General features: G+C 35.6%; 22 protein-coding genes. 11 read left to right on the top strand and 11 right to left on the bottom strand.

Annotation, left to right across the window (positions count from 1 at the left end):
* Window positions 1-49: 49 nt before the first annotated feature.
* Together HYG87_RS05910 and HYG87_RS05905 are read right to left on the bottom strand one after the other, a co-directional pair.
* Window positions 50-1,489 carry an MFS transporter gene (locus HYG87_RS05910; protein ID WP_211532281.1) on the bottom strand — a complete coding sequence of 480 codons (1,440 nt, stop codon included), beginning with the start codon at window positions 1,487-1,489 and terminating at the stop codon, window positions 50-52.
* A gap of 26 nt (window positions 1,490-1,515) precedes the next feature.
* Window positions 1,516-1,920, bottom strand: a complete 405-nt coding sequence (locus tag HYG87_RS05905) for an NUDIX domain-containing protein (RefSeq protein WP_211532280.1) — start codon at window positions 1,918-1,920, stop codon at window positions 1,516-1,518.
* A gap of 161 nt (window positions 1,921-2,081) precedes the next feature.
* Here HYG87_RS05905 and lysA point away from each other — a divergent pair, with 161 nt between their 5' ends.
* Window positions 2,082-3,368 carry a diaminopimelate decarboxylase gene (gene lysA / locus HYG87_RS05900; protein ID WP_211532279.1) on the top strand — a complete coding sequence of 429 codons (1,287 nt, stop codon included), beginning with the start codon at window positions 2,082-2,084 and terminating at the stop codon, window positions 3,366-3,368.
* Window positions 3,365-4,237 (top strand): diaminopimelate epimerase, encoded by an 873-nt coding sequence (gene dapF, locus HYG87_RS05895; protein ID WP_211532278.1) that lies wholly within the window; start codon window positions 3,365-3,367, stop codon window positions 4,235-4,237. Before lysA ends, dapF begins: the two co-directional genes overlap by 4 nt.
* A gap of 26 nt (window positions 4,238-4,263) precedes the next feature.
* Here the strand turns inward: dapF and HYG87_RS05890 are convergent, their stop codons facing one another.
* Window positions 4,264-7,458 (bottom strand): PAS domain S-box protein, encoded by a 3,195-nt coding sequence (locus HYG87_RS05890; RefSeq protein ID WP_211532277.1) that lies wholly within the window; start codon window positions 7,456-7,458, stop codon window positions 4,264-4,266.
* Between the two features lie 711 nt (window positions 7,459-8,169).
* Here HYG87_RS05890 and HYG87_RS05885 point away from each other — a divergent pair.
* From HYG87_RS05885 to HYG87_RS05870, 4 genes are all read left to right on the top strand, one after another.
* Entirely contained in the window at window positions 8,170-8,649 is a 480-nt protein-coding gene (locus tag HYG87_RS05885) for a DUF308 domain-containing protein (protein WP_211532276.1), read from the top strand.
* 181 nt (window positions 8,650-8,830) lie between these two features.
* On the top strand, window positions 8,831-9,493 hold the full coding sequence (locus tag HYG87_RS05880; RefSeq protein WP_211532275.1) for a tetratricopeptide repeat protein: 663 nt from the start codon (window positions 8,831-8,833) through the stop codon (window positions 9,491-9,493).
* A gap of 117 nt (window positions 9,494-9,610) precedes the next feature.
* Window positions 9,611-10,585 (top strand): tetratricopeptide repeat protein, encoded by a 975-nt coding sequence (locus HYG87_RS05875; protein WP_211532274.1) that lies wholly within the window; start codon window positions 9,611-9,613, stop codon window positions 10,583-10,585.
* A 76-nt stretch (window positions 10,586-10,661) separates the two neighbouring features.
* Complete coding sequence (locus tag HYG87_RS05870; protein ID WP_211532273.1) at window positions 10,662-11,624, top strand: tetratricopeptide repeat protein; 963 nt, start codon at window positions 10,662-10,664, stop codon at window positions 11,622-11,624.
* On the opposite strand, the gene HYG87_RS05865 is transcribed toward HYG87_RS05870, so the two are convergent.
* The 8 genes from HYG87_RS05865 to HYG87_RS05830 form a co-directional block, all read right to left on the bottom strand.
* Window positions 11,621-12,007, bottom strand: a complete 387-nt coding sequence (locus HYG87_RS05865; RefSeq protein ID WP_211532272.1) for a DUF488 domain-containing protein — start codon at window positions 12,005-12,007, stop codon at window positions 11,621-11,623. The two genes, HYG87_RS05870 and HYG87_RS05865, sit on opposite strands and share 4 nt — an antisense overlap.
* Before the next feature lie 48 nt (window positions 12,008-12,055).
* Window positions 12,056-12,649 (bottom strand): HemK2/MTQ2 family protein methyltransferase, encoded by a 594-nt coding sequence (locus HYG87_RS05860; RefSeq protein WP_211532271.1) that lies wholly within the window; start codon window positions 12,647-12,649, stop codon window positions 12,056-12,058.
* An 81-nt stretch (window positions 12,650-12,730) separates the two neighbouring features.
* Window positions 12,731-13,573, bottom strand: coding sequence for a 16S rRNA (adenine(1518)-N(6)/adenine(1519)-N(6))-dimethyltransferase RsmA (rsmA, locus tag HYG87_RS05855; RefSeq protein ID WP_211532270.1), 843 nt, complete (start codon window positions 13,571-13,573; stop codon window positions 12,731-12,733).
* 58 nt (window positions 13,574-13,631) lie between these two features.
* Window positions 13,632-14,210, bottom strand: a complete 579-nt coding sequence (locus HYG87_RS05850) for a DUF655 domain-containing protein (protein WP_211532269.1) — start codon at window positions 14,208-14,210, stop codon at window positions 13,632-13,634.
* Between the two features lie 75 nt (window positions 14,211-14,285).
* Window positions 14,286-14,618 carry an RNA polymerase Rpb4 family protein gene (locus HYG87_RS05845; RefSeq protein WP_211532268.1) on the bottom strand — a complete coding sequence of 111 codons (333 nt, stop codon included), beginning with the start codon at window positions 14,616-14,618 and terminating at the stop codon, window positions 14,286-14,288.
* A 4-nt stretch (window positions 14,619-14,622) separates the two neighbouring features.
* Complete coding sequence (locus HYG87_RS05840) at window positions 14,623-14,913, bottom strand: 50S ribosomal protein L21e (RefSeq protein ID WP_211532267.1); 291 nt, start codon at window positions 14,911-14,913, stop codon at window positions 14,623-14,625.
* 209 nt (window positions 14,914-15,122) lie between these two features.
* Window positions 15,123-16,352, bottom strand: a complete 1,230-nt coding sequence (locus HYG87_RS05835; protein ID WP_211532266.1) for a tRNA pseudouridine(54/55) synthase Pus10 — start codon at window positions 16,350-16,352, stop codon at window positions 15,123-15,125.
* Between the two features lie 79 nt (window positions 16,353-16,431).
* On the bottom strand, window positions 16,432-17,760 hold the full coding sequence (locus tag HYG87_RS05830) for a signal recognition particle protein Srp54 (RefSeq protein WP_211532265.1): 1,329 nt from the start codon (window positions 17,758-17,760) through the stop codon (window positions 16,432-16,434).
* A 240-nt stretch (window positions 17,761-18,000) separates the two neighbouring features.
* Here HYG87_RS05830 and HYG87_RS05825 point away from each other — a divergent pair, with 240 nt between their 5' ends.
* From HYG87_RS05825 to HYG87_RS05805, 5 genes are all read left to right on the top strand, one after another.
* Complete coding sequence (locus HYG87_RS05825; RefSeq protein ID WP_211532264.1) at window positions 18,001-18,783, top strand: class I SAM-dependent methyltransferase; 783 nt, start codon at window positions 18,001-18,003, stop codon at window positions 18,781-18,783.
* 215 nt (window positions 18,784-18,998) lie between these two features.
* A complete protein-coding gene (gene hpt, locus HYG87_RS05820; RefSeq protein WP_211532263.1) occupies window positions 18,999-19,559 on the top strand; it encodes a hypoxanthine/guanine phosphoribosyltransferase in 561 nt (186 codons plus the stop codon).
* Between the two features lie 18 nt (window positions 19,560-19,577).
* Window positions 19,578-20,570, top strand: a complete 993-nt coding sequence (gene dph2, locus HYG87_RS05815; RefSeq protein WP_211532262.1) for a diphthamide biosynthesis enzyme Dph2 — start codon at window positions 19,578-19,580, stop codon at window positions 20,568-20,570.
* A gap of 165 nt (window positions 20,571-20,735) precedes the next feature.
* On the top strand, window positions 20,736-21,305 hold the full coding sequence (locus HYG87_RS05810) for an exosome complex RNA-binding protein Csl4 (protein WP_211532261.1): 570 nt from the start codon (window positions 20,736-20,738) through the stop codon (window positions 21,303-21,305).
* Between the two features lie 52 nt (window positions 21,306-21,357).
* Entirely contained in the window at window positions 21,358-21,618 is a 261-nt protein-coding gene (locus tag HYG87_RS05805; RefSeq protein WP_211532260.1) for a DNA-directed RNA polymerase subunit L, read from the top strand.
* Window positions 21,619-21,685 lie beyond the last annotated feature (67 nt).

Below are 21,685 nucleotides of genomic sequence, written 5' to 3'. Positions count from 1 at the left end.
AAATTAATTATTTCTTCCAGTGCTAATTTTTTACTGGAAATTCAGGTAATTATTTTTTAATCTTTTTTAATACTTTAATCCGTGCTTGACGTATCTTTTTACGAGGTATGCCTACTAAAGAGATCAGGGCCATTATCAAACTTAAAAACGAAGCAAATATCACTACCATCTTCAAACCTAGAATAAAGTCATATGCTTGAAGATTAAATAATAAATCCTGTGCTAAAAGCTGAGGATTTATGGTCCAGTCTATGAATATTCCCGCAATGGTAACTCCTAAAATCATTCCTAAATTTCGCATGGTAACTACAATACTAGATACAATTCCCTGCTGGTCATTGCGGGCTAGATTCATAATTGCACTATTATTAGGTGCCTGAAAAAGAGCAGTGCCCATACCTACCAACATCATTCTCCATAATACATCATAAAAATTGGAGAAGATGGTCAATTCTGATAAAAGATAAAAAGAAAAAATGGAGATCACTGAACCACTAACTGCCAGGGGGCGTGGACCTATTTTATCAGAAATATGCCCGCTTACAGGTGCTAAAACCATCATCATTCCTGCCGGTACTGTTAAAAGGATACCCATAGTTTGAGACTCAAAATGAAGTACTTTACTAAGGTAAAAAGGCATTATAAATAGTAACATGTACATACACATATAATTGAATAATAGGGCCAGGTTAAATGCAGAAAAAGTTTTATTTTTAAAGATGCGGGGGTTTATAAGAGGATGGGAGATGCGTATTTCATTTATGATAAATAAAACCAGAAATCCTGCGGAAAACGAGATAATTATAATAAAACTTAAGCCATGAATTCCGTTCTTTAATCCATTAAGCCCATACACCAGAAAAAATAGGGATAGAAATTGCAAGAGAGTACCTGATGTATCCCAGGGGGTGCTAGATCCCGGTTTTCTATTTAGTATCTGGTAACATAAACTGAAACTTAAAATGGCCAGAGGAATATTTATCAGAAAAATATATCTCCAACTTCCCAAACTGTCTAAAATTCCACCAATTAGGGGTCCCAGGGTAAGTCCTGCAGCAATGGCCACAGCATATATTCCTAATCCTTTTCCACGCTGGTGTTTAGGAAAAGCTTCTTTTACAATACCTAAAGAAACTGATATCATCATGGCAGCCGCCAAGCCTTGTAATCCGCGGAATATAATTAGAAATTCCAGGGTAGGGGCAGTAGAGCATAAAATAGAACTTAACATGAAACTGATAAGTCCGGTTAGATATAATTTTTCATGTCCCCACCAATCTCCTAAACGTCCAAAAAATAGCACGGTACTTAAAAGAGTAAGTAAATAGGATGTTATAATCCATTCAGCGCTGGAGATAGAAACTTGAAAATAACTGGTTATAGAAGGCAACGATACATTAATGATGCTACTATTTATTGGCACCATAATGGTTCCTAAGGCAATACTAAGCAGTATCAACCATTTGGCTGAATATTTACCAGTTTTCATATTCTAATTTAATAAAAATCATTGATTTAATCCAGGCAATTATTTTGCAGAAAAGTATCCAGCCAGTTGGCCAGTTTTAATGTTTTTATTTCTTCTGAGGCCACCCATTTAAAATCTTCATGTTCCTCACTTATTTTAAATTCTCCAGATTCCACCTGGACCTGCATGATTATATGTACTGAATGTCGATGGGGATGATCCTGCTGAGCCACACCCAGGGCTTTTATAAGAAAAATATCCAGACCAGTTTCTTCTTTTATTTCCCGAACAAGTGCATTATCAAAGTCTTCTCCTGGTTCAACTTTCCCTCCAGGTAATTCCCAGAGCCCCGGATTGCTTCGGGAGTGTTTTGAACGCTTTAATACTAGAATATGCTCCTTTTCATTTTTAATAAGTGCTCGCACCACCAGCCTAAAGGGATGATTTTTCATAAATATCTCCTCATAACACAACTAATTTTTATCAAATATTATATCTATAACTTATCTTGCAGGGTATAATTTTCATGAAGCATAATTTTTTTCTAAATATATATATTAAGAAGTTTAAAGATTTAATGTCTTCTTAATTTTATTATTCTGGAGGATTTCAAATGGGTTTTGATTTAGATATTAATGAAAAAGACCATCTAATGATTGGTCAAGCAGATTCTACTAAGTTAGCAGAGGAGTATGGAACTCCATTATATGTTATTGATGAGATGAAAATCAGGGAAAACTACCGGAAGGTTTATCAGGCTTTTTCCAAATATTATTCTGATTTTCAGATATTTTATGCCTGCAAAGCCAATACTAACCTGGCTGTAATGCGTATACTGGAAGAAGAAGGTAGTGGAATAGATGCGGTTTCACCAGGGGAAATTTACACTTCTCTTCTGGCAGGATTTGAGGGTGACAGGGTTTTATACACTGGAAACAATGTAAAAGACCAGGAGATGCAGTTTGCAATAGAAGCTGGAATTCGACTCAATGTGGATTCAGTATCTCAATTAAAAAGATTAGCCAAAATAGTGGATCCTGATGGGTTTAAAATATCCTTCCGGGTTAATCCTATGGTAGGAGCCGGTCACCATGAACACTGCATAACCGGGGGGGAAATGAGTAAATTTGGGATAAAAGAAAGTGAAGCAGTAGAAGTATATCAAATGGCCCTGGATTTAGGATTTAACCCGGTGGGTATTCACAGCCATATTGGTTCTGGAATACTGGAGAGTGAACCATTCATGCTGGCTGTGGAGACCCTGATGGATATTGCAGGGAACATTGCCCAGGGTACCGGGATTGAATTTGATTTCATCGATTTTGGGGGAGGATTAGGGATTCCTTACCATCCTGATGAAGAGGAACTGGATCTGGATAACTTTGCCCAGGAAATTACCGGACTATTCAAGGAAAAATTGGTACACTACGGTCTGGGAAAACCAACCATGTGCCTGGAACCAGGTCGCTATATTGTAGGGAATGCATCTTACCTTCTAACCAGAGTCAATACCATTAAAGAGAGCTATCGTAAGTTTGCAGGGGTTGACGCTGGTTTTAACACACTTTTAAGGCCTTCCATGTATGGTTCCTATCACCATATCGTGGTGGCTAACCAGGCCCGGGCCCCGGCAAAAGAACAGATAGATATCGCCGGGAATGTATGTGAGTCCGGGGATCTATTTGCCAGGGACCGCCTGCTGCCTGAAATAAAAGAAGGAGATTTATTAGCCATAATGAATGCAGGAGCTTATGCTTTTTCCATGGCATCTCAATACAACTCCCGTCCACGCCCAGCAGAAGTACTGGTTAAAGATGGTGAAACTGATGTTATACGAGAAAGAGAAACTTTTGCTGATTTATTAAATAAACAGGTACTCCCTCCGAGGCTTTTAAAATGAGCAAAAAAACCATTTTATTTTCTAAGATGCATGGACTGGGCAATGACTATGTAGTTATTGATGAGAGCCAATCAGAATGCATAGAAGAAGATAAAAAAGGAGAAGTAACGGCTGAAATATGCCGTAGAGGTTTTTCTGTGGGGGCTGATGGGGTCATATTTGTTTCTCCTCCTCAGGGAGATGGTGATATACGGTTCCGGATTTTTAATGCAGATGGAAGCGAAGCTGAGATGTGCGGCAACGGTATTCGCTGTTTTTCAAAATTCGTATATGATAACAGCATCTTCCGACAGAATGAAATTAAAGTAGAAACCATGGCAGGAATAAAAACCGTGGAACTGGAAATTGATAGAGGACAGGCAGTTGCCATGAAAGTAAATATGGGATTAGCCACCTTTAAAACAGATCAGATACCCATGGATGTAGTGGAAGATGAATTTATTGATCTGTTCTTAAAAGTAGAAGACAATCCCTTACAAATGACTGCTCTTAGTGTGGGAAATCCTCATGCCGTTATTTTTGTGGATGATGCTGGCCAGGTGGATCTGGATAAATGGGGTCCGGCTATTGAAAACCATCCTGCATTTCCTCAACGCACCAATGTTCATTTTGTGGAGATAGTATCTCCTGGTGAGATTATTATGGTCACCTGGGAAAGAGGAGCAGGACCTACCCTGGCCTGTGGGACAGGGGCTACTTCCTGCGTAATTGCAGGAAATAAGTTGGAAAAATTAGAAGAAAAGGTACTGGTACATCTACCGGGTGGCGAACTTGAAATTGAGGTTTATCAGGAAAAAAAAGATCTGGGAGCTTTCATGGAGGGTGATGCTAAACTGGTATTTGATGGTATTATGGTAATGGACCTTTAAAGGTCCTTTATTATTTTTTTAAGATCCTAAGAATCTAAATTACTTAAATTTTCTTTTTTGAATATTTCTTCAAATATTATTCTAAAACAGGTTCCTTTGTGGGTACTTAGCTCTATTTCTCCATCTATTTGACTAACCAGACTTGTCACCAGCTGCATTCCCAGGGAATTAGTATTTTTAAAATCTATATCCTCTGGAAAACCAGAACCATTATCTGAAATTAAAATAGTGCATATTCCTTTTTCTTGTTGAATTTTAATTTTAATTTCACCTGAAAGCTGATCTTTAAATCCGTGTTTTATACTATTAGAAACCAGTTCATTTATTATAAGTCCGCAGGGCATGGCAGTTTCTATATTCAGAGATATATCTTCTATATCAATTATAACATTTATCTGGCCGGGAATTTTAGAATAACTACTTATTAATCCTTCTACCAGACTCTCCACGTAATTGGAGAAATTTATACGAGCTAAGTTACTGGATCGGTATAATTTTTCATGGATCAGGGCCATGGAACGTACCCGGTTTTGACTTTCAATAAAAATGTTCTGTGTTTCTGGATTATGAACATAGTGCAACTGTAAACTCAGCAGACTGGATACTATCTGCAGATTATTTTTTACCCGGTGGTGAATTTCCTTTAATAACACCTTCTTTTCCTGCAGGGATTCTTCAATTTTTTGTTCAGCCTGCTTTCTCTGGATAGCCAGTGCATAAAATTCTCCTAACCTCCTTAATGCCTGTAAATGATGATTTGCATATTCTTTTTCTGGATTAGAAATTACTATCTGCCCTACAATTTCCTGATCCAGAATAATGGGAACACAAAGAATCTTATCTAAAAAAAGTTCTCCAGTTAAACCTTCCTTAGTAAATACCTGCTGGAAATGGTTATCATAAAAACCTGATTTTTCCACCATAGAATTTTCAAAAAAAGGATTTAATTTTTCTTTTAAGCCTAATTTTAAGCTAGTTTTCCCATATTCCTTTTCTGAAGCAGATTCCATGACTAAAATGTCCATTTCGCCTTCTTTTTCTTTTAATTTCCCTATCCATCCCACAGAACTGTGGGTTAAATCCAGCGATTCTTTTAATACACTAGAAGCAATTTTTTCTAATGAAGTATTCATGGATACCAGGGGAGAGTATATTCTGGCCAGTGATTTATTTACCTTCAATTCCCATTCCAGTAATCTTCTGGATTTTTTCTCTTCAGTGATATTTATTAAAGAAACCACCCTCTTTCTGGTTCCGGGAATTAAAGAAACTGTAGCATGAACATCTTTTTCATTTTCATATTTATCCACAAATTTGAATTCATAACTTTTTGGCACTTTATCCGGGTTAATTGATCTATGGATATGATATTCTTCCATCTTCTTTAATTCATCTGCATGAGAAAAAGAAGGCCATTTTATTTTACCTTCCACTTCTTTTTTAGAAGCTCCATAAAGTGCTGAAAATTGGGAGTTAGCCAGTGAAATGGAACGATCTTCTTCTACTATAATATTGGCTGTACCTGAATTTTCAAATATCGTTCGGTAATACGCTTCTGATTCTTTAAGGGCACTTTCAGTATCTACCCTGTCACTGATATCCCGGGTGATAACAATTATTTCCATCAATTCCCCGGGGTGGTCTTTTTCCACCACTTTAGCGGTGGATTCTACCCAAATATAATCCCCTCCTTTTTGCCTTAAACGATAATTCACCTGAATTAAACTTCTTTGTGAGAACATATCTGCCATAACACTCTGAAGGGCACATATATCCTCTGGATGGATAATTTTAAATGCATCTAATCCTACAAGCTCCTCTGGTGAATATCCCAGGAGTTTTAAACTGGAAGGGGAGGCATAAGTGTATTTACCCTCTATATCGTGGGTTGAAATCATATCCACTGCGTTATCTGCCAGCAATCGGTACAATTTTTCATTTTCCCGCAGACGGGTTTCCATCAATTCCCTTTCAACAGCATAGGCCAGTATATTGGCTACAGACTGAACAAAATGAACATCCTTATTATTAAATTTTCTTATATGGGAGCAATGGGCTCCTAAAATCCCATAAGGCTCTTTTTTATCTCCTATGGTCACACTAAGTCCGCTTTGTACGCCATGCTCTTTTAGGATAGGAGTTATTTTGAATCTTTTTTCCCGTGAAAAGTCATTAACCACCACTGGAATTTTAGAATTAAGGGTGTAACTGGCCTGAGAATCTTTTAAAACAGGTTTTAACTTTTCCCCAACCCATCCTGTGTTCCATCCAGTACCATACCTCAGGTAATATTTATCTCCTCCTGAGGTTAATTCCATTATTTTAGTATAATCTACATTCAGCACATCCTTTACCATTTCCATAGATTTATTCATCAGATCGCTTAGAGAACTACAGGATAAAGCCAGTTGACTTAAAAGGGCCACTGCTTCTTGTTCCCGGGCCTGCACTTTTAATTTTTTTTCCACTTCCTTTTGTGTGGTTATGATATTAATAAGAATTAATCCCCCCTGTAAATCCTGAGCTTCACCAAAAATAGGGGAACTGTATATCCTTATCCATTCCCGAGATCCTTTTTTATTATAAAAGCTTAAATCCTGTTTATGAGTTAAGCCTTTTCTAGTTTTTTCCACAATTTTCAAGGCAATTGAATGTAAATCATTATCTAAAACCTTGAAAATGGTTTGACCACTGATTTCCGGCACACTACTTTCTAAAATTTCAGCCATCTGGGAATTAACCAGTGTAATATTTAAATCGTTATCCACCACCATTATTCCTTCATAGCTGGAATCCACTATTTTACGATACTGGTATTCACTTTTTTGGAGTGATTTAATAACTTCATTTTGTTTAGCACTGTTTTTAAAAAAAATCCATATCTCCTGGCCTTCTGGTGTTAATCTAATATCATACCATCCGGGGTAAGAATTTTTTTCAAAATAACTCTCAAATGAGATATCAATATTATCCTTTAATACCTGGGAGCAATATTCATCCAGCAATGAATCTTTAAATTCAGGAAAACTATCAAATATATTCTTTCCTAATACTTCACCACAAGAGCGCTGGAGTATTTTCTCTGCGGCATTATTTAAAAAAAGTATATTTTGATTATTATCTACAGAAATAACACCCTCACTCACAGTGCTTAAAATATCTCCAATCAATTTGTCCTGGTCAATAACTTTTTTTTCCAGTTTATCTACTTTCTGAAGCAATTTTTTGATATCAATTTCAGATGATGGATTTTTTTTAAGGAATATAAACCCTCCTGGATAGCTGAACCGGAATAAATATTAATAAATTATTTAATTTTAATAATAAAAAGTTACATTTATTTAATATATTTTCCCTCTATAATAATTTTACCCTAATTTAATGTGAATATTGTAACTTAAATTTTTAACATAATACTTATAATCCCATGAATTAACTCTTATAATTAATACTTCACGGACCCTAATTTTAACTAAAGAAGTCCGAATACACTAGAATATTCAAATCATAATGAAGACTAGTATACTCCGTTGTATTAATTACATAATTATATCTATTAAATTGACCCAGTTATTAAATGGAGTATCATAATTTTTATCAATCCCTGGAGGTTTTAAAAATAACCACCTGCCATTCACCAATTTATTGATAGGGAAAAATTAAGAAAATAAATGGATTCTTTTTGAATTAGCCCGGATTCATTTTGCGGTAGGTAAGACAACTGGATGGGAAATGAAATATAAAGATAGTGTCTATTCATTTAAAATTCTTTTTAAGGATTTATAATATCTGGAAAGGATAAATAATTATGTATAGTATTTTAAATTTATGGGGGGGGATAGGGATAGAAAGTTAAGCTAAAAATCAGGAAGCATATTGGAGTTTTAAGATTAATCCGGGGTGATGGTTCAAATTTAAAGGAGGAGATCATTATGGAAAAAAATGGCAGTGCATTGATTTTGATTGTATTGGGGCTCATTGTTTTAGCTTTCCCTCTATTAGGGATTATTCCCTTGAGTTTGATTACAGGGTTTATCGTTTTGTTTTTAGGTATAGGTCTTCTATTAGGTGGAGTAGCCCAAATGGGTGAAAGTGCGTCTATAGGAATAGTAGAGATTCTTCTGGGAATAATTGCCCTGGTTTTAGGTATTGGCTTCATATTCAATCCAGGACTCTTCAGCTGGCTAGTTGGTTTCATAGTATGGATAGTTGGTTTATTCCTGATAATAGCAGGTATTATTGGAATATTTTCAAAAACAGGTGGTAGCAGGTGGAACGGTGTTATTGCCGCAATAATAGGTATTCTATACATAACAGTGGGAACTTTTATTGCAGATCCTATTATTTTAGGGGTTTTAATAGGATTATGGCTATTAATAACCGGAATATTAATGCTTTTTATTAAAGAATAAAAATCTAATAATCCCTGAACCATTCCCCCTTATTTATAATTATAGAATTATTCTTATACTCTAATTATAAGCAGCTCAATTTTTATTAGGGCTTTGAATTATTTTCATGATTTATTTCCCTAAACTATTTTTTAGAGAAATTTATATCCTTAATTTTCATAAATGAACATGAGGAAAAAATATGAAACAACAAATGAAATGGGATTACTTTGACAAAGGCCTGGATAACTTTGATGATGAAGAATATGAAAAAGCCCTGGAATTTTTCGAAAAAGCCCTGGAAATTGATCCTGGGTTTGAAAATGCTATGGCCTATAAATCTTTTGCTATAACCGAACTTAAATCTTTAAATGATTCACTGGCATTTATTAATCAGATGCTGGAAAAATACCCGGAATATGATTCACTGTACTATCTTAAAGCCAGTCTTCTTTCTGATTTAGAAAACTTTGAAGAATCTAATTCTTACTTTGATCTGGCTTTGAAGAAGGGCTTTGAGGAAGATTTAACTTACTATGGAAGGGCCTATAATTACTTTGGCCTGGAAGATTATGAAAATTCGGCTAAATACTTTAAAAAACATCTTAAAACCAATCCTGATGATTTACAGTCCTGGTGTAAGTTAGGATACTCTCTTTATCATTTATCCTCCCTGGAAGAAGCTTTAAAATGTGTGGATAAGGCCATTGAAATGGATCCGGATTTCTACTTACCTTATTTTTATAAAGGGGAAATCTTTTTAGGGGAGGGGGATCATGAAAAAGCATTAAAATGCTTTGAGAAAGCCCACCAACTACAACCAGATGATTCTAAAACAAAGAAAAGGCTTGAAAAATGGGATTAGATGTTTATTATCAAATTCAATATTTTTCTTCACAATACTTTTTATGGGGAGTAAGACATACTATTGGTTTAAACTAATTTTTTAAATCCAATTTTATAATTTATGGAGAGCAATATTTTGACGGTTAATCAGGCAAAAAAGCTTTATTTAAAGGGAAGTGAACTTTTAATTCAGAGAAAGTATCCTGAAGCATTAAATTATTATCGAGAAGCAGTAGAAGCAAATCCTCATTGTATGGAGGCCCATCTGGAAATGGGATATCTTTTAGGGACCCTGGAGAAATATGATCAGTCTTTAAAATCATTTGAAAATGCATTAGAGATAAAAAATTCTTTTCCTGCATTTTTTGGTAAAGGAATGTCATTATTTTTCATGAATAAGTATGAAAAAGCGGTTGAATCATTTTTACAGGCTTTGGAATTGGGTGAAAACGAAGATATATGGTACTACCTGGCAAGTTGCCAGCTACTGGATGATGACCCGGAAGAGGCCATACATTCGTTTAATATATCAATATCCATAGATAATGACTTTATAGAGGCGTGGAATGATATGGGAGTAGCGCACAGTATTCTGGATGAACATGAATATGCTCAGGAATGTTTTGAACAGTCCTTACGAATAGATGAAAATTATCTACCGGCCATATATAATCTGGGGGCCACACTGGTTGATGGTGGCCATTATGAAGATGCCTTGCCATATCTGGACCAGGTACTGGATCAGGATGAAAAACACTTTAAGGCCCTATTTTACAAAGGAAATGCATTATATTATCTGGATAAAGTAGAAGAATCTATAGAATACTTCAAAGAAGCTTTAATACTTGAAAAAAATCAGGGAGAGCTCTGGAATTATCTTGGCTATGCTCAGTCCAGCTTAGGCCAAAATCACGAAGCCATAGAATCACTTAAAAAAGCAATCAAAATTTGTCCAGAACAACTTTCTGCTCATCTAAATTTAGCTCAGGTCTACCTGGAGTTGGGTAAACTGCAAAATGCCAGGGATTTACTGGAAAAAGTTCAGAAAATTGCCCCTGAAAATGAGGAAGCCCGTAATCTAATGGAGATGCTTTTAGAATATGGGGCATAATAAATGCTATGAAAGCCCCTTTAAACTATATCTAATTTTTTAATGGAAAAACCACAAAACCCTAAAAGGAGATAAATTGAAGGCAAGAAAATTTTACCAGCAGGCAATCAAATCTCAAAAAAAAGAGGAATACCCGGAGGCTCTAATTCTTTTTCAAAAAGCCCTGGAAATAGACCCTGGCTGTTATAAAGCCCATACTGAAAGGGGATATGTATATGGGAATATGGAAGATTTCAAAGAAGCATTAAAATCTTTTGACAGTTCTTTAAATATTAAAATAACTCCACATGGACTTTATGGTAAGGCATTAACCCTTTATCATTTGCAGGAATATACGGATGCCATGCTATATTTCCAAAAAGTGGTGGATATAGAGCCAAATGAATGGGCCTACTTCTATATTGCCAGCTGCCATTTTTATTCAGGAGAATTTGAATTAGCATTAAAAAGTTTAAATGAAGCTATTTTACTTAATTCTGAATTTAAGCAGGCGTGGAATGATAAAGGAGTTATTTATAGCATCTTAAAAAATGATGAAAAGGCACTGGATTCTTTTCAACAGGTCCTGGAAATTGATCCGGATTATTTATCTGCCATCTATAATATGGGAACCACCCTGGCAGATAGTGGTAACTATCCTGAAGCTCTGGAATATCTGAATAAATTTTTAGAAAAAGATCCAGAAAACTTTAAAGCCTTGCTTTATAAGGCCAATGTACTGTTTTTCATGGATCTTCCTGAAGATGCCCTCAATTATTTTGAAGAGGCGCTAATTCAAAATCCGGATTCTCCTGAAGCATGGAATTACAAGGGCTGTGTACTCTCCAGCCTGGGAAAAAGTAAAGAGGCCATCACATCATTCAAAAGAGCTATTAAATCATCTCCCGAATATGTTGCAGCTTATCTCAATCTAGCTAATGTTTATAAAGAATTAAATATGCTGGAAAACGCAAAAAAATCCCTGGATAAAGTTCTTAAAATTTCACCAGATAATGAAGAGGCTTTAAAAGAAAATGAAAGCCTTAAAATGAACAACTAACTGCCATGCACCCTTCCCGGGGCCTTTCTTATAATCCTGCTTTTTGCATCCAGAAAATCTTTTAAATAGTGGATAGTATTTATTTCTTCATCTGAGATGTAAATCAGGGTTAAAGTTTTCTTTACCCTTTCTAAAAACTTAATCTGATCTATTAATTTCTTTTTATTTTTTAATTCCTGGTGGTATTTTTCCTTAAATTCCTTCTCTTTTTGCCTATTTTTGGAAAACCAGATATCAAGATCTTTTGTAGGTGCTAAATCTTTATACCAGCAGTCAATTTTAATACTATCTGCGGAAAGTTGCGGAGGCCAGGTTCTATCCACCAGTATTCTAAAACCATCTTCCTTTTCAGGAATTTGAGCTACATGTTTAATTTTTATCATCAAATAAGATATGTATTTTAAATTAAATAATTTTTTTATAATCAGTGTTTATTTTAATTCAGCACTAATCACCACTATTTCTTCAAAAAAGAACCGCTCCATAGCAGTTATTTCTGCGTTAAATCCCATTTTTTCCAATTTTTTCAGGGTCTTTTTATTATCTGATAATGAACTTTGTACCAGTTGCACTCTTCCTTTTTTACAAAGATAGTCCTTTAAATCATCCAGAAAAACATCTATGACTTTTCTGCCATCTATTCCACCATTCCACGCAGCATCCAGGTCATCTTCTATGATTTCATCTTCGCTGCTAGGTAGATAAGGCGTATTGAATATTATAAGATCGAATTTTTCCCCTTCAACTGGTTTAAAAAGATCCCCCTGCCTTACCTCCATATTAGAAATATTATTTATTTTTAAATTTTTCCAGGCACACTTTACTGCGTGGGGATTTATGTCAGTAGCCACCACTTTTTTAGCTATCAAAGATGCTGTTAGAGCTATAAAACCCGTTCCAGTACCTATTTCCAGAACATAGTCATTTTTTTCGGATTTTAAATTATCGGCTAATAGTAAAGTGTCTTCTGAAGGGGTATAGACCCGGTCACAGCTTTCAATTTTTAATCCCTTATACTTCATCATTTTATCAATATAACTTATTTTAAAAAAATCTTTCATGGCATTTAAATTTCAAACTATATCCTTGTAATTTTTAAGTTATCTTTAGTGGTTCAACAAATTCTTTAAATTATTTGATATATCTAAAATCTGTTGAGGAGTGAGTTTAAATACCCTTTCTTCTTTTAAATCAGGATCCAGTTTTTGGATTATTAATCTGGCTTCTTTTTTATCCAGGTCACCTATTTCATGAAATGATTCTAAAAGAGACTTTGCTGCCTTTTTTCGGCGGTGCTGGAAAAGTGCCCGGCATACCTGGGTAAAAAAATTATCAATTTCCTTATCTTTTTTTGGAACCAGTCTAACTACGGCGGAGTCTACCCGGGGAGGGGGAATAAATGATTGGGGTGATACATTATCCAGTAATTCAACTCTTGCTTTAAAGTGAAGCATTACTGATAAACGGGAATAATGTTTAGTACCCACCGGGGCATTCATACGCTCAGCAAATTCTTTCTGATACATCAATATTCCCTGATTAAAGTCATGTTCTAACAATTTGAAGGTAATGGGAGAGGATATCTGGTAGGGTAAATTGGAGACAACTTTATTGAATGGGGGAAAATCAATTTTCAAAGCATCTCCGGTTATTATCTCCACATTGTACCGGCCCAATTCTTCCAATCTTTTTTCTAAAACACGGGCAATTACAGGATCCTGTTCTATAGCCACCACTTTATGGGTTTTAAAAGATAGGGGGATGGTTAAAGTCCCGATCCCCGGACCGATCTCCAGCACAGTATCTTCAGGAGATAAATCAGCAAATCCAAGTATCTTTTTACGTTTAAAATCATCAATCAAATAATTTTGACCTAAACGACGATTTAGGGTAATGCCCTGGGATTTTAATATTTCTTTGGTTTCCCGGGCCAGAGAAATTTTATCCATGTTTTCCCGTCCCCCAAAAATATTTCTCCTGAAAAATTAATTAAAAAAAATAGGTATATTATCTTCGACGGGCTGGTGGCCGGGTGAACAAGATATATTTTTTCTTTCCCCGTTTATCCTTATCGGCATCCAGTTCCAGTAGCACTCTTTTTACCAGTATTTTAACTGGATCTGAAAGCATGGGGACTCGACTTTTTATATCTTCAAAACTTTCAAAGGGTTTCTCTTCCCGTGCTTTTATAATATCCCACATGTGCTTTTTACCTATGCCTGGTAAAAGCTCCAGCTGGTTAAGTCGGGTACTTACTGGCCCTGCTTCATTAAAAAACTGGACAAATTTATCCTCTTTAGCCTTTATAATTTCTTCTATAACATATTTGAGCTCCACCCTGGCGGTGGCAGTTAAATCATCATAATTTAGACGACGACTTACCCGGGAGATTTCATCCCTTTTCCCAGAACCAATGTATACTTTCTGGTGTATTTCAATATCTACTCCTTCTTGAGGAGTCAACTCCAGCAAAGTGAATTCTTCTTTGCCAATGGCCTGGGCTACAGGCTTTCTTTTAAAATTAGACATACCTTCCTGGATATAGCCCAGTGGCAGGTAGTCGAGGATAATTGCGTAATCTTCCATCCAATCACAAACCATAAGTCTTTTAATCAGCAGAATAAATTTTGCCCTGAAAATTCAGTATTTAAGGAATAAATACTATAATCTGTATTTATCCACTATTTTTAATATTTGTTCCATATCCTCATTTTTAATTGGTATCCTTTCCTTGGCAAAAAGTAATCTTAAATCTGCCAGATCCTGAGGTAGCATATCTGCTATTCGAACCGCATATTTCTTTTTAACCAGTTCTTCCAGTTCCCCAATTAATTTTTGAGTTTCTTCCATTTCCAGCTTAGAGAATTTAGTTACATGATCCAGGGTGAGATTCTGTTCATAATTAAGCTCATGCTCTTTTGCAAAATCTTCCAGAGTCTCTTTTATTTCACTAATGGAAATTGGATTGGTTTCCAGGATCTTTTTCCCTATCATGGGATCACTCTTGTATTTTCAAGTGTTCTGGACGTACTATAATTTGCTTAGCTTTGTTACCATCATTTAAGGCAACGATATATGCTCTTCCTCTTCCTTCCACTACTCTACCTGTCATTCCATGGAACCGGGGATGAGGTTGACCTTTGTGGACACTGGGATCAATTATAATATGAACCATATCATTTTCAGCAAATTGCTGGATTTTTTTAGTTATGGGATTTGTTCTTCCCGCCCTATTAGTATTTTGAAGTTTATATCTTGTTTTACTTCTAGAACCTCTTGATCTTCTCATTTTTTTAACCTCCATAATGGCCTTCTGGCCGGTAAATATAATATTTATCAATTTAAATAGGTCTTATCCTCTCTTTTGAAATGCAGCTAATAACAATTTTTATGAGAAAATTCGGATGACAAATAAAATGGGTCATCAAACCTATTGAAATTCATATTATTGATTGGTACTAATATATATTTCCCCCACTATTAAGTGTATTTATGATTTCATCCCTGAACTTCCAGCACATCCAGCTGCACACAAGAAGCAGGGGTACCTAAAACATCACTTACATTGGGTGAAGTCCTTCCGCCATCTCCTGAAATTAGTTCTTTAATATAAAGGCCACCCTGACCTTTTATTATTAATTCAATATGATGGGGATTGATTATTTTTGCCTCAATACTTTTAACTTCCCGAATCCTTACTTTATCTGCACGTCGATGGGATACCCGGAGAGGGGTTCTTTGATTTATGATATTCATTGATTGCAGGTTTTCTAATTTTTCAAGAGAAACCGGCTCTTTTAATTCCACCTGAGCTTGATAGGTCTTGAAAGTATCTGGAGACGAAGTTTTGATACTGGCTTTTCTGGATTTTATTGAGTATTTTAATTGCAAAACCTCTATTTTACCTTCGGATTCTTGATTAATTTGATGGGTTAGCTTTTCCAGGTCTATGGTTCTCTGGCGGGGCTCTTTTATTTCCAGAACAAAAGGACGGCCTGTTCCTAACATCCTCACATCAATATCTTCTCTTCCTGCGCCATGGAATTTCGAACTACGACCTCTGGTAATTTTCAATGCATGGGAAGAGATGAGTTCTTCTACTGATTCTGTATACATTTTACCTGTAAAATTACATTCTTCACATCCTCGACCTTTGCACTTTCTACAGGGCCATTTAGTCTGAGGAATTCCACGAATCAGTTTTCGATACCTTCCTTCTAAAAATAAAGGATTTATCTGTATTCTAACCGATGGGATTTCTTTTTTAAAGTCCACCATAATCACCAGGTGGGGATTATCAAAATCTGCCTCTTTATGCAAACTTATTTCCAGAAGCTTACCCAGCTCACGATTCACTTCCTTTTTCAGGCCCTCTACTTCCAACCCTAATTCCTGATTTAATGACTGGTCTTTTTCCACCACTTCTTTTGCCAGTTTGCTACCTACCACAAAGCCATCAAATTCCAGATCTAGATCCTTAATTTTTTGTGCAACATTCTCCGCCAACTCTTCATTTATATCAAAAAAGATATCATGACATACGGCACATTTAGAATTTTTATCAAAAGTTATATCATTCTGGAGAAGCATTTTACTTATTTTTTCACCTCTTAAGGGATTTCCAGGACCTTCCACTTCATTAGAAAATTTACGGCCCAGACAGTGATCACATATCTTTCCATCTGTTATTTCCATTATTTTTAAAGCGTTTTCTAATTTAGAATCCATTTTTCATCTACCTGAATAGTAATTAGTAGTTTTGATGTATCAATTAACATAAAAAAGAGCAATAAATTAATAATTTTTATTAGCGCATGAACTGGCGCATGAGCTGGCCCATCGGTCCACTCATTTTCCTACGTCCAAAACCTTTCATGGCCTTTTTTGTAACATTATAATATTTAAGCAGTTCTTTTATATCTTCATTTCTCATTCCAGAACCCCGGGCAATTCTTTTAATACGGGATTGTTTTATAACCTCAGGATGCTCCATTTCATAATGGGTCATGGAACTCATAATGATTTTATATTTACCAATTTTTTCTTCAGTAATTTGAGATGCATTTTTAGGTAATTTTCCCACTCCAGGCATCATATTCATCACCTGTTGCATGGGTCCCATTTTACCCATCATCTCAAACTGAGTGTACATATCCTTCAGGGTAAATTTTCCAGATAGCATGGCGTCCATGGTTTCTGCAACCTTTTCTTCTTCTGCCACTTCCTCTGCTTTTTCCATCAGGGTTTTTATATCTCCCATTCCTAAAAGACGGGAAATAAATCTTTCAGGATCAAAGATTTCAAAATCATCCACCCTTTCTCCAGTTCCAATAAATTTAATGGGGGCCCCTATTTCAGACACAGCTGAAAGAGCCCCACCTCCCTTGGCGGAACCATCCAGTTTGGTGACTATAATAGAACCCACCGGGGTGGCCTGGGAAAAAGCCCGTGCCTGGTCTTTGGCCTGCTGACCAATGGTACCGTCTATAACCAGTATAGCTTCTGTGGGATCCACCACAGAAGAAATCTCCTCCATTTCTTGTAAGAGATCTTTCTCATCTTTATGTCGCCCTGCAGTATCAAATATAACTATATCATGTTTTTTAAATTGTTTTAAACCTTTTTTTGCCAAATCCAGAGCATCTTTATTTTCAGGATCTCCATAAAGGGGCACATTCATTTCCTGGGTTAGCTGTTTTAGCTGTTCAAATGCAGCAGGCCTCCAGGTGTCGGTACAAACAATTGCCGGGTGAAAACCTTTTTTTTGAAGATATCTGGTAAGTTTACCTATGGTGGTGGTCTTACCACTGCCCTGAAGTCCTAAAAATAGAATTTTATATGGTTTCTGATCTATTTCTACTTCATGTGCCTTCTCACCCAGCAGTTTTACCATTTCTTCATATACAATGGTAATTATATGTTCTTTAGGCGTTATTCCTTTTGGGGGCTCTTCTTTTAAAGCTCTTTCTTCTATGGATTTCGATAATTTAAATACAAGTTTGATATTCACATCAGATTGGATTAAAGCCCTCTGGATTTCTTTTATAACTTCTTTAACCACTTCTTCATCCACAATGGACATTCCAGCCAGCTTTTTCATGGTTTTGGTTAAATTTTTTCCGAGATTGCCTAACATTAATTACCCTCAGGATAGCTATTTTATTATCAGGATATTTTATAAAAATAAATTACTAAGACCGGTTATTTTTTCTTTAATAACTTTCTATTATTTAATTTCTATTCCCATATATCTATGGGTTAAGACATCCATAATATATAGTATGTATCAACGGGTCATCCTGAAAATAAGTATAGGATTAGGGACCCCCCAATAAAATTCCAGTAAAAAATGCATAATTTACAGTATAGGTATTATATGAAAACGACAGATGAAAGTGTTATAGAAAGTGTGGTGGTGGCCATGGATGGTAAGGAAAAAGATATATTTCCTTTTATACCCTATCTGGTACAGGATTTATGGGAATTTGGCACCGATGCAGAACTGGTCATAAAACTTATCTACCAGCACCAAAAAGAGTATTCTAAACTAAAAATACTGGATTTAGGATGCGGAAAAGGACCAGTATCTATAAAAATAGCTAAAGAATTCAATTGTCAGTGCTGGGGTATTGATGCGGTGGAAGAATTCATTCACTATGCCATTAAAAAAGCAGAAGAGTATCAAGTCTCAGAAATTTGCCATTTTTCTGTGGGAGATATCCGGCAGGAAATAAAAAATTTGGCCGAGTTTGATATTGTCATATTAGGGGCTATTGGTCCGGTTTTGGGGGATTATTATACTACTCTTACTCTACTCTCCCCCTTATTAAAAAAAAATGGTATGGTAATTATGGATGATGCCTATGTGGATAATGATGGTGATGCATCCCATCCACTGATTTTAAGAAAATCTGAAATTTTAAAACAAATATCCCATGCCGGAATGAATATAATTCAGGAACTGATCATGGATAAAGATTATATAGAAAAATCCAATAATCAAATCTTTAAAACTATTAAAAATCGAGCCAGGGAACTGGAGGATAAATACCCTGATAAAAAAACCCTTTTCCAGAATTATATAAAAGCACAAGAAGAGGAAAACGAATCAATGGAAAACAGCTTGACCTGTTCTGTTATGCTTATTGGAAAATCATGAAAAATTTAAAATTATAATACTATATTTATTATGAAAAAGGTGACCCACCTATTCCCACTAAAACCTTATTTCATTTAATTATTAAAAAAAGGCGGAGAGATACTCAAAAGGTATTCATATTGTCTCTAATTAATTTAAAAAGCTTCAAGGCATCTTTTTAATAAAAATTTTTATAACTAATAACTGATCTTATTTATATTTTATATGGTGGTATCATGCTCGAAAAACTTAAAGAAAGCTTAATAAATGCTCCTATAGTAAAAAAAGGGGATTATGATTACTTCGTACATCCCGTTACTGATGGAATCCCCTGGGTAGAAAGTGCGGTACTTCTGGAAATTTCCCGAGCCATAAAAGAAAGATTCAACCTGGAGGTGGATGTGATAGTATGTGCTGAGGCCATGGGTATACACCTGGCTACCGCCTTATCCATTGAAACTGGAATTCCATTTGTAGTGGTAAGAAAAAGGCAGTACGGTCTTCCAGGAGAAGTAGCAGTACACCAGACCACCGGCTATAGTCAGGGCCAACTTTATATTAATGGTATAAAAAAAGGGGATAGGATTTTATTTATCGACGATGTGGTAAGTACCGGAGGTACCATGAAGGGAATCTTAAATGCCCTGCAGCAGATGGAGGTAGAGATTGTGGAGGTAATTGCAGTAATAGAAAAAGGTAATGGTAAAAAAATTGTGGAAGAGAGCACCGGCTGCACTGTAAAGAGTCTGGTTAAAGTGGATGTGGTGGAAGGTAAGGTAGTGCTGGAAGAAGTATAGATAGATAATGGTTTTAATATGTCACTTTACAACCTGGAATTCCAAAGGGTAATAAATAAAATCAAGGATTTAAAGGCAGAAAATGTTGGCTTGCAGTTTCCAGAAGGCCTTAAAATACATGCAATTAAAGTAGCAGATCGTATAGAAAAAGAAACCGGGGCCAGGGTTATAATATCTGCTGATCCCTGTTTTGGGGCTTGTGACCTTTCTGATAAGAAAATGAAAGGTCTGGTGGATATCCTGGTTCATTATGGACATACTCCTCTACCTCTGGATTATGCCATACCGGTTCTATTTGTAGAGGCTTATTCTAAGGTTGAAGTGGATAAATCTCTGCATGAGGCCATTAAACTTCTTCAGGATTATGATAAAATAGCACTGGCCACCACTACTCAGCATTTGCATCTTCTGGATGAAGTTAAATCCTTCCTGGAAAAAGAAGGAAAAGAAGTTTTTTTGGATTCTGGTAAAGGTAGTCAGTTGGGACAGGTCTTAGGATGCAATTTTTCCTCCATCAAAAAAGTAGATGCTCCGGCTTATCTATATTTGGGAAGCGGTAATTTCCATCCATTAGGTATCAAACTTTTTACCCATAAAGCAGTAATTATAGCAGATCCCTACCGGGGGGAGGCACGGGACATTGAAGAATTTGCCGACCGGATTTTAAGGATACGATTTGCCCGTATAACTCGTTCTAAGAATGCCAAAAAATGGGGTGTTCTGGTATCTTCCAAAGAGGGCCAGTACCGGATGGAATTAGCACAAAAATTAAAAGCTCTTCTGGAAGATAAAGGGTATGAAGCCTATTTGATTATGATGGATAATATTTCTCCAGATCTTCTTTTGCCCTTCATGGATTTAGATGCTTTTGTGGTTACTGCCTGCCCTAGAATAGCTCTTGATGACTCCCATATGTATAAAAAACCTTTGATAACTCCTCAAGAGCTTGAAATAGTTCTGGATATACGCAAATGGGATGACTATCAACTGGATGAAATTTTACTGGAATAAAAAAAATTCTGGATTTTTCTAAACCAAATTTTTTTTATTACCCCTCATAAATTCAAAAGGTATAATTTATAGTAACCATAACAAGTAATATATAATATAAAAACTAACATCATATTTTAATGTTTAAAATTTATCATTGCACTTTTTTATAATTGAGGTGAGGGAATGAAAGCTAAATCTGGAGATTTTGTTCTACCAGGAGATATTTTAGGAGTCAGTGAGCAATTTATACCTGCTGAATGGACGTATGATGATGAAGGAGAAATTAAATCTCTGGTTGTAGGTGTAGTTTCTAGAGACGATAAAAATAAAAGAATATCAGTAGTTCCCCAGACTGATTCTCCAGCAGAATTGAAAAATGATACTCATATTATGGGTCAGATTATGGAAGTAAGGGGTCAGAGGGCGTTGGTTAAAATCGATTCCATTAAAGGCAATCGAAGAAAACTGCCGGTTTCATTTGTAGGGGGAATACATGTATCTCAGGCTAAAAAAGGTTATTTATCCAAATTAACTGATGCATTTCATATTGGGGATATAATTGAAGCTAAAATAACCAAAATGGTTGGATTGGATAGTATTGATCTTAAAACCTCACAAAATGAACTTGGGGTTATTAAAGCCATGTGCACCCGCTGCCGTCACTTTATGAAACAAACCGGTAAAAATGATGTAACCTGTCCCCACTGTGATAATCGTGAAAAAAGAAAATTATCCAGTAATTATCAGGTTTAATAAATCTTAATTAAATTATTTTTAGAAATTTTAAACTAATCGAGGTATAACTATGGAAATTATTACCAGCAAAAGATATGAATTGGAAATACTGGTGGAAGGGGAAACCCACACCCTGTGTAATGCTTTAAGGAAAATTTTAATGGAAGATGAAACTGTAAAATCTGCAGCTTATGCTATTGAACACCCTATTGTAGGAGAACCTAAACTTTATATTAAAGCCAAGAGCCCAAAAAAATCTCTTAAGATAGCTGCAGAAACTTTAAAAGAAAGATGTGAAGAATTCAAGGGACTATTGGAGTCCATTGAATAACCTGCAGTCAGCTGGAATTAAATTAACACATATTCTGTTTTTAAATTTTAAAATATGCCACCATCTT

The sequence above is a fragment of the Methanobacterium alkalithermotolerans genome, from assembly GCF_018141185.1.
Taxonomy (GTDB): Archaea; Methanobacteriota; Methanobacteria; order Methanobacteriales; family Methanobacteriaceae; genus Methanobacterium_F; species Methanobacterium_F alkalithermotolerans.
This window is presented reverse-complemented; position numbering and strand designations above follow the sequence as displayed.

Bases quoted from the DNA above. Each gene is read 5' to 3' on its own strand.
- HYG87_RS05830 (WP_211532265.1), bottom strand. From the start codon at position 17,760: ATGTTAGGCAATCTCGGAAAAAATTTAACCAAAACCATGAAAAAGCTG.
- HYG87_RS05810 (WP_211532261.1), top strand. From the start codon at position 20,736: ATGAAAGCTAAATCTGGAGATTTTGTTCTACCAGGAGATATTTTAGGA.
- HYG87_RS05865 (WP_211532272.1), bottom strand. From the start codon at position 12,007: ATGATAAAAATTAAACATGTAGCTCAAATTCCTGAAAAGGAAGATGGT.
- rsmA (WP_211532270.1), bottom strand. From the start codon at position 13,573: ATGGATAAAATTTCTCTGGCCCGGGAAACCAAAGAAATATTAAAATCC.
- HYG87_RS05885 (WP_211532276.1), top strand. From the start codon at position 8,170: ATGGAAAAAAATGGCAGTGCATTGATTTTGATTGTATTGGGGCTCATT.
- HYG87_RS05805 (WP_211532260.1), top strand. From the start codon at position 21,358: ATGGAAATTATTACCAGCAAAAGATATGAATTGGAAATACTGGTGGAA.
- dapF (WP_211532278.1), top strand. From the start codon at position 3,365: ATGAGCAAAAAAACCATTTTATTTTCTAAGATGCATGGACTGGGCAAT.
- HYG87_RS05860 (WP_211532271.1), bottom strand. From the start codon at position 12,649: ATGATGAAGTATAAGGGATTAAAAATTGAAAGCTGTGACCGGGTCTAT.
- HYG87_RS05840 (WP_211532267.1), bottom strand. From the start codon at position 14,913: ATGAGAAGATCAAGAGGTTCTAGAAGTAAAACAAGATATAAACTTCAA.
- lysA (WP_211532279.1), top strand. From the start codon at position 2,082: ATGGGTTTTGATTTAGATATTAATGAAAAAGACCATCTAATGATTGGT.
- HYG87_RS05845 (WP_211532268.1), bottom strand. From the start codon at position 14,618: ATGATAGGGAAAAAGATCCTGGAAACCAATCCAATTTCCATTAGTGAA.
- HYG87_RS05850 (WP_211532269.1), bottom strand. From the start codon at position 14,210: ATGGAAGATTACGCAATTATCCTCGACTACCTGCCACTGGGCTATATC.
- dph2 (WP_211532262.1), top strand. From the start codon at position 19,578: ATGTCACTTTACAACCTGGAATTCCAAAGGGTAATAAATAAAATCAAG.
- HYG87_RS05835 (WP_211532266.1), bottom strand. From the start codon at position 16,352: ATGGATTCTAAATTAGAAAACGCTTTAAAAATAATGGAAATAACAGAT.
- HYG87_RS05880 (WP_211532275.1), top strand. From the start codon at position 8,831: ATGAAACAACAAATGAAATGGGATTACTTTGACAAAGGCCTGGATAAC.
- hpt (WP_211532263.1), top strand. From the start codon at position 18,999: ATGCTCGAAAAACTTAAAGAAAGCTTAATAAATGCTCCTATAGTAAAA.
- HYG87_RS05905 (WP_211532280.1), bottom strand. From the start codon at position 1,920: ATGAAAAATCATCCCTTTAGGCTGGTGGTGCGAGCACTTATTAAAAAT.
- HYG87_RS05910 (WP_211532281.1), bottom strand. From the start codon at position 1,489: ATGAAAACTGGTAAATATTCAGCCAAATGGTTGATACTGCTTAGTATT.
- HYG87_RS05825 (WP_211532264.1), top strand. From the start codon at position 18,001: ATGAAAACGACAGATGAAAGTGTTATAGAAAGTGTGGTGGTGGCCATG.